2 protein-coding genes are annotated in these 8,265 nt (G+C 76.7%); both read right to left on the bottom strand.

The window, feature by feature from the left end; translation table 11 throughout:
• Window positions 1-1,055 (bottom strand): beta-ketoacyl synthase N-terminal-like domain-containing protein (locus HNP84_RS50785; RefSeq protein WP_185057370.1); only part of this gene is annotated, 1,055 nt, incomplete at its 3' end.
• Window positions 1,056-1,062: 7 nt separating this feature from the next.
• Window positions 1,063-8,265 (bottom strand): type I polyketide synthase (locus tag HNP84_RS50780; protein ID WP_185057369.1); only part of this gene is annotated, 7,203 nt, incomplete at its 5' end.

Raw genomic sequence — 8,265 nt, 5'->3', positions numbered from 1 at the left:
TCGATCGGGTCGCCCAGGGTGGTGCCGGTGCCGTGCGCCTCCACCGCGTCCACGTCCGCCGGTGTCAGGCCCGCGTTCTCCAGCGCCTCCCGGATCACCCGCTGCTGGGCGGGGCCGTTGGGGGCGGTCAGGCCGTTGGACGCGCCGTCCTGGTTGATCGCGGTGCCCCGCACCAGGGCCAGGACGCGATGGCCGTTGCGGCGCGCGTCCGAGAGCCGTTCCAGCAGCAGCAGCCCCGCCCCCTCGGCCCACGCCGTGCCGTCGGCCGCAGCGGCGAAGGACTTGCACCTGCCGTCGGGCGCCAGGCCGCGCTGCCGGGAGAACTCCACGAACCCCGAGGGCGAGGTGAGCACCGCCACCCCGCCCGCCAGCGCCAGGTCCGACTCGCGGCTCCGCAGCGAGCGCACCGCGAGGTGCAGCGCGACCAGGGACGAGGAGCAGGCCGTGTCCACCGTGACCGCCGGGCCCTCGAAGCCGAAGGTGTAGGCGATCCGGCCCGACACCACGCTGCCGAGGTTGCCGACGCCGATGTACCCCTCCAGCTCCTCCGGCACCCGGTCCAGCCGCGCGTAGTAGTCGCGGTCGGACAGCCCCGCGAACACCGCCGTGCGGCTGCCCCGCAGCGACTCGGGCAGGATGCCCGCGTTCTCCAGGGTCTCCCAGGCGGTTTCGAGGAGGATGCGCTGCTGGGGGTCGGTGGCGAGGGCTTCGCGGCGGGAGATGCCGAAGAAGGCGGGGTCGAAGGCGGCTATGTCGTGCAGGAAGCCGCCGTGGCGGGTGTAGCTGGTGCCGGGGTGGTCGGGGTCGGGGTGGTAGAGGGCGTCGAGGTCCCAGCCGCGGTCGGCGGGGAACTCGCCGATGGCCTCATCGCCGTTCTCCAGCAGCCGCCACAGGTCCTCGGGGGTGGTGATGCCGCCGGGCAGGCGGCAGGCCATGCCCACGATCGCGATCGGCTCCCTCGACCGCTCCTCGATCTCGCGCAGCCGCTTCTCCGCCTGCCTCGTCTCCGCGATCGAGCGCTTCAGGTACGCGCGCAGCTTCTCGTCGTTCGCCATCTGATGATCAGTTCCTGTCCAGGAGGTCGAAGAGCTCGTCGTCGGTGGCCGTGTCCAAGTCGATTTCCAGGTCGCTCCCGGAATCGAGGGTGTCGGGGGTGTCCGGGGTGCCCACGGTGTCGAGGCGGGCGAGCAGCGCCTTCAGGCGGGCGCGGACGCCGGCCGCGTCGCCGTTGAGGCGGTCGGGGATCAGGGCCGCTTCGAGCCGGGCCAGCGCGGCGGGCACGTCAACGGGCTCCCCGTCCGACTCCCCCTCTGATGGCCCGCCGGTGGGGACCGCGGTGAGGATGTGGTCCGCCACGGCGGCGGGCGAAGGATGGTCGAAGATCAGCGTCGCGGGCAGCGGCAGGCCGGTCGTGGCGCGGAGCCGGTTGCGCAGGTCCACGGCCATCAGCGAGTCCAGGCCGAGCTCCCGGAACGCCCGCGCGCCCGGGACGGCCTCCGGGTCGTCGTGCCCCAGGACGGCCGCGACCTCCGCGCGCACCAGGGCGAGCAGGGCGGTGCGGCGCTCGGCCGCGTCCAGGCCCGCCAGCCGCCGCACGATCGGCGGCCCCTCGTGTGGCGCGGCGGCGACCTCGCGCGGCCCGCCCGTCGCCCGGACGCCGGAGCGCGCCGCGTCCAGCCAGAAGCGCGAGCGCTGGAAGGCGTAGGTGGGCAGCTCCACCCGGCGGGGCCGGGACTCCGCCGTCGCGGCCGTCCAGTCCACGGGCACACCCCGTACGTACGCCGCCGCCAGCGCGAGCAGGAAGCGGTCGCGACCCCCCTCGTCGCGGCGCAGCGTCCCGGTGACGGCCGCGGGCGGCCCTCCGGCGTCCTCCAGGGTCTCCTCCACCGCCGCGGTGAGCACCGGGTGCGGGCTCACCTCGATGAACGCCGTGTGCCCCGCCGCGGACAGGCTGCGGATCGCGGCCTCGAACCGCACCGGCCGGCGCAGGTTCTCATACCAGTACGCCGCGTCCAGCTCGCCGGCGCCGATCCACTCCCCGGTGAGCGTGGACAGCATCGGCACCGACGGCTCGCCCGGCCGCACCGGGGCCAGCGCCTCCGCGAGCGGGTCGCGGACCTGCTCCACCTGGGCGGAGTGCGAGGCGTAGTCCACCGGCACGCGCCGGTTGCGCACGCCGTCCGCGTCCAGCTCGGCGAGCGCCTCGGCCAGCGCGTCCGGCTCGCCGGAGATCACCACGCTGGACGGGCCGTTGATCACGCCGACGGACAGCCGGCCCTCCCAGCGGGCGAGCCGGGCCTCGGCCCGGTCGGCGGGCAGCGAGACCGACGCCATCGCGCCCCGCCCGGCGAGCGCCAGCAGGGCCCGGCTGCGCAGCGCCACGACCCGCGCCCCGTCGCGCAGCGACAGGGCGCCGCAGGCGACGGCGGCGGCGATCTCGCCCTGCGAGTGCCCCACCACCGCGTCCGGGCGCACGCCGTACGACCGCCACAGCTCGGCCAGCGCGACCATGACCGCCCACAGCGCGGGCTGCACCACGTCCACCCGATCGGCAGGCGGCGCGTCCGGCGCGCCGCGCAGCACGTCCAGCAGCGACCAGCCGGTGAACTCCGCCAGCGCCGCGCCGCACTCGGCGAGCCGCGCCGCGAACACCGGCTCGGCCTCCAGCAGTTCCGTGGCCATGCCGGTCCACTGGGCGCCCTGGCCGGGGAAGACGAAGACGACCTTCCCGGTGGCGTCGGCGGTGCCGCGCACCACGTTCGCGGGCAGCGCCCCCTCGCCCGCCAGCGCGCGCAGGCCGGCGAGGAAGCCCTCCCGGTCTCCGGCGACCACCACGGCCCGCTCGGGCAGCGCGGCGCGGGTGGCCGCCAGCGAGTACGCCACATCGGCCGGGGCCGGTGCGTCCCGGCCCTCCAGGTACGTCGCCAGCCCGGCCGCCTGGGCGCGCAGCGCCTCGGGCAGGTGCCCGGACACCACCCACGGCAGCGCCCTGCCGCCGGGCCCGGCGGGCTCCTCCACAGGGGCGGGGACGGCCGGAGGCTCCTCGATGATCACGTGCGCGTTGGTGCCGCTCACCCCGAAGGAGGACACCCCGGCCCGTCTCGGCCCGCTGGTCTCCGGCCACGGCCGGGCCTCGGCCAGCAGCTCGACCCCGCCGCCGGCCCACTCGACGTGCGGCGACGGCTCGGTCACGTGCAGCGTCCTGGGCAGCAGGCCGTGCCGCATCGCCAGCACCATCTTGATCACTCCGGCGGCGCCCGCCGCGGCCTGGGTGTGCGCGATGTTGGACTTCAGCGAGCCGAGCAGCAGCGGCCGGTCGGCGGGCCGATCCCGCCCGTACGCGGCGATCAGCGCCTGCGCCTCGATCGGGTCGCCCAGCGTCGTGCCGGTGCCGTGCCCCTCCACGGCGTCCACGTCGGCGGGGCCGAGCCCGGCGTCGGCGAGCGCCCGCCGGATCACCCGCTGCTGGGCGCTGCCGTTGGGCGCGGTCAGCCCGTTGCTCGCCCCGTCCTGGTTGACCGCGGAGCCGCGCACGACGGCGAGCACCGGATGGCCGTTGCGGCGGGCGTCGGAGAGCCGTTCCAGCAGCAGCAGGCTCACACCCTCGCCCCACCCGGTGCCGTCCGCGTCCGCCGAGTACGCCTTGCACCGCCCGTCCGCCGACAGCCCGCGCTGCCGGGAGAACTCCACGAAGATCGCCGGGGACGCCATCACCGCCACGCCCCCGGCGAGCGCGAGGTCCGACTCGCCCGCCCGCAGCGACTGCGCCGCCAGGTGCAGCGCGACCAGGGAGGAGGAGCAGGCCGTGTCCACGGTGACCGCCGGGCCCTCCAGCCCGAACGCGTACGCCACCCGCCCGCTCGCCACGCTGCCCGCGCTGCCGTTCGCGAGGTAGCCCTCCAGCCCCTCCGGCGCCTCGTCCAGGCGCGGCGCGTAGTCGTGGTACATCACCCCCGCGAACACGCCCGTACGGCTGCCGCGCAGCGACAGCGGGTCGATGCCCGCCCGCTCGAACGCCTCCCACGCGGTCTCCAGCAACAGCCGCTGCTGGGGGTCCATCGCCAGGGCCTCGCGCGGGGAGATCCCGAACAGCGCCGCGTCGAAGTCGGCCACGTCGAGCAGGAACCCGCCGTGCCGGGTGTAGGTCTTCCCGGGCCGGTCCGGGTCGGGGTCGTACAGCTCCGCCACGTCCCAGCCGCGGTCGGCGGGGAACTCCGAGACCGCGTCGCCCCCGGCCTCCAGCAGCCGCCACAGCGCCTCCGGGGAGTCCAGGCCGCCGGGCAGCCGGCACGCCATCCCGACGATCACCACCGGGTCGTCGCCGGTGGCGGCGCGGGCCGGTTCCGGCGCCGCCTCGGGCGCGCCGCCGAGCAGTTCCGCCAGCAGGTACGCCACGATGTCGCGCGGGGCCGGGTGGTCGAAGGTGAGGGTGGCGGGCAGGCGCAGCCCGGTGGCCGCGCCGAGCCGGTTGCGCAGCTCGACCGAGGTCAGGGAGTCCAGGCCGAGATCGCCGAGGGGCCGGTCCGCCGGGATCGTGGCCGGGGCGGGGTGGCCGAGCACGACGCCCGCCTCGGCGCGTACCAGGTCGAGCAGCAACGCCTCGCGCCGCTCGGCGTCCAGCCCGGCGACGCGGGCGGCGAGGCCGGAGGCGCCGGCGCCGTCCGCCGCCGTCCTCCTGGCCGGGCGGACCACGCCGCGGAAGATCGGCGGCACGTCCTCCGCGCGGGCGTTCGCGTCGATCGGGGCCGGCAGGAGATGGGCGGCGCCGTGGCCGCCGAAGACCGCCGCGTCGAACAGGGCCAGACCCTCGCGAGTGCCGAGCGGGCGCAGGCCCTGCCGGGCGAGGCGGGCGCGGTCGGCGGCCGTGAGCCTCCCGGTGATCCCGGTGGCCTCCTCCCACAGCCCCCAGCCGAGGGACAGCGCCGGGAGCCCCCGCGCGGCCCGGTGCGAGGCCAGGGCGTCGAGGAAGGCGTTGGCGGCGGCGTACCCGGCCTGGCCGGCGCCGCCGAACGCCGCCGACACCGAGGAGTACAGGACGAACGCGTCCAGCGGCAGCCCCTGGGTCAGCTCGTGCAGGTGCCAGGCGCCTTCGATCTTCGGCGCGAGGACGCCGGCCAGCCGAGAGGCGGTGAGGGTGGGGATCGTGGCGTCGTCCACGATCCCGGCGGCGTGCACCACGGCCGTCAGCGGGTGCTCGCCCGGTATCGCGGCGAGCAGCCGCGCGAGCGCGTCCCGGTCGGTCACGTCGGCGGCGGTGACGGTGACCTCGGCCCCCAGCGCGGCCAGCTCGTCCAGGAGTTCGGCGGCGCCGGGTGTGCCCAGGCCGCGCCGGCCGGTGAGGTGCAGGTGACGCACGCCGTGCCGGGCGGCGAGGTGGCGGGCGAGCAGGGCGCCGAGCCCGCTCACCCCGCCGGTGATCAGCACGGTGCCGTCCGGGTTCCAGCCACGGGCGTCCGCCTCCGGGGTGGTCCCGGCGTGCCGTTCGAGCCGCGGCGCGAGGGCCACGCCCGCCCGCAGCGCGAGCTGGGGCTCCCCGGACGCGAGCGCCGCCGCGACCGCGTCGGGCAGGGCCCCCTCGGCGCCGGGGTCGGTGTCGAGGTCCGCCAGCAGGATGCGGCCGGGCCGCTCGGTCTGGGCCGAGCGGACCAGGCCCCACACCACCGCGGACGCCGGGTCGGGGGCCTCGCCGCTCACCGAGACCGCGTTCCGGGTCAGCACCAGCAGCCGGGCCGTCTCCGGACGGTCCGCCGCCAGCCACTCCTTGACCGCGGCCAGGGCCTCGCGCGCCGCCTCGTGCGCCCCGCGTACCGGGTCGGCGCCGAAGCCCGCGGTCAGGTCCAGCGTGGTCACCTCCTCCGCCGGGCGCGGCGGCGCCGCCGGGGAGACCGGCAGCGGAATCCAGCCCGGCCGGAACAGCGAGTCCCGGCCCGGGGCCCGGCCGGCGCGCACCCGATCGGCGGTCACCGGCCGGAGCCGGAGCGAGCCGATCTCGACGACCGGCCCGCCGGCCGGGTCGTCGGCCCGCAGCGACAACGCGTCCGGACCCGAGGTGACCACCCGCACCCTCAGCCGGGTCGCGCCGGAGGCGTGCAGCCGCACCCCGTTCCACGCGAACGGCAGCCGCGCCTCGCCGGGCCCGGCGGCGTCCAGGGCCGCCAGCGCCGCCACGTGCAGCGCCGCGTCGAGCAGCGCCGGATGCACCCCGTACGAGGCGGCGTCGGGCCGCCGCTCCTCCGGCAGCGCCACCTCGGCGAACAGCTCATCCCCGCGCCGCCACGCCGCGGCCAGCCCTCGGAACGCGGGGCCGTAGTCCAGCCCGGCGCCGCGCAGCCGCTCGTAGGCGTCGCCGATGCCGAGCGGCGCCGCCCCCTCCGGCGGCCACTGCCCTGGTTCCGGATGCCCTGGATACGGATGCCCTGGTTCCGGATGCCCTGATTCCGGCGCGGACGCGCCGGACGCGGCCAGCACCCCGGTCGCGTGCCGGGTCCACTCCGCGTCCGAGCCCGCGTCCGAGCCCGCGCTCTCGGGCCGGGAGTGGATCTCGATGGCCCGCCGGCCGCCCTCCTCGGCGCCGGCGTCGATCCGGATGTGCGCTGCCCCGTCCAGGACGAGCGGGGTCTCGATCACCAGCTCGTCCACGGCGCCGAGCCCGAGCCGGTCGGCGGCGTGCAGGGCGAGTTCGAGCAGCGCGGTCCCGGGCACGACGACCTCGCCGTGCACGACGTGGTCGCCGAGCCACGCGTGGGTGGCCGGGGCGAGCCTGCCGCTGAGCAGCAGCCCGCCGTCCGACGAGGTGGCCGCCGCGCCCAGCAGCGGATGCCCCGCCGGGTCCAGCCCCAGCCGCCCCGGATCGGCCCCGCCCGCCTGGGGCTCCACCCACAGCCGCTCCCGCTGGAAGGCGTAGGTGGGCAGATCGACCGCGCGGGTGGCCGGGGTGTGCGCGGTCCAGTCCACCGGCGTGCCGTGGACGAAGGCGACGGAGACCGCCTTCAGCGCGGTCGCCACGTCCGGGCGGCCCTTGCGCAGCAAGGGCGCCGCCGTGACCTCGCCGCCGAGCAGCGCGGTCAGCACGCCGTCGGGGCCGATCTCCAGGTAGGTCGTCGCCTCCGTCGCGTGCGCGGCCTGGTGGAAGCGGACGGGGTTGCGCAGGTGGCCGGCCCAGTACTCGGGGGTGAGGTCGTGTTCCGGTCGTCCGGTGAGGTCGGAGACGAAGGGGATGGCCGGTGCATGGAAGGTGATGGCGCCGATGGCCTCGCGGAAGTCGTCGAGGATCGGGTCCATGTGGGGGGAGTGGAAGGCGTGGCTGACGGTCAGGTATTTGATCTTGTAGCCGCGTGCTCTGAAGTCCTCGGCGATGGTGTGGACTGCTTGGGTGTCGCCGGAGATGACGGTGGAGGTGGGGGTGTTGAGTGCGGCGATGGCGACGCCGGGGTGGCCGTCGATGGCCGTGGTGATGTCGTGTTCGGTGGCGTTGATGGCGGCCATGGCGCCCTGGCCTTCCGGGAGGGAGGCCATGAGCTGGGCGCGGGCGGTGATGAGGGTGATGGCGTCCGGCAGGGTGAGGATGCCGGCGGTGTGGGCGGCGGCGATGGCGCCGATGGAGTGGCCGGTGACGACGTCGGGGTGGATGCCCCAGGTGGTGAGCAGGTGGGTGAGGGCGGTTTGGAGGGTGAACAGGGCGGGCTGGGTGTAGCGGGTGTTGTCCAGCAGGTCGGGGCGGTCGAAGACGATCTCCTGCAACGGCAGCTCGAAGGCCGCGGAGATCTCGTCGAAGCGGGCCGCGTAGGCCGGGTAGGTGTCGTAGAGGCCGCGGCCCATGCCGGCGTACTGGCTGCCCTGGCCGGTGTAGAGGAACGCCGTGCGCGGGCTCGGCGTGGCCGTGCCCACCGTCAGGTCCGGGTGCGGTGTGCCCTCGGCCAGCGCGCGCAGCGCTTCCACCGAGCCTCCGGCCACGACCGCGCGCTCGCCGAGCACCGTCCTCGTCGTGGCCAGCGAGTACGCCACCCGGGCCGGGGCGTGGTCCGGGGTCAGGTGCCCGGCCAGCCGGGCGGCCTGGTCGCGCAGCGCCTGCGGCGTGTGGCCCGACAGGACCCAGGGCACCGGCGTCGCGGACGGCGCCTCCGGCTCCGGCTCGGGATCGGCGTCGGGGGGCTGTTCCACGATCGCATGGGCGTTGGTGCCGCTGACGCCGAAGGCCGAGATGCCCGCGCGGCGTGGGCGGCCGGTGTCGGGCCAGGGGCGGGCCTCGGTGAGCAGTCGCACGTC

The organism is Thermocatellispora tengchongensis (assembly GCF_014202315.1).
Lineage (GTDB): Bacteria > Actinomycetota > Actinomycetes > Streptosporangiales > Streptosporangiaceae > Thermocatellispora > Thermocatellispora tengchongensis.
Note: the sequence above shows the minus strand (reverse complement) of the source record. Positions and strands in the feature narration are given on the sequence as shown.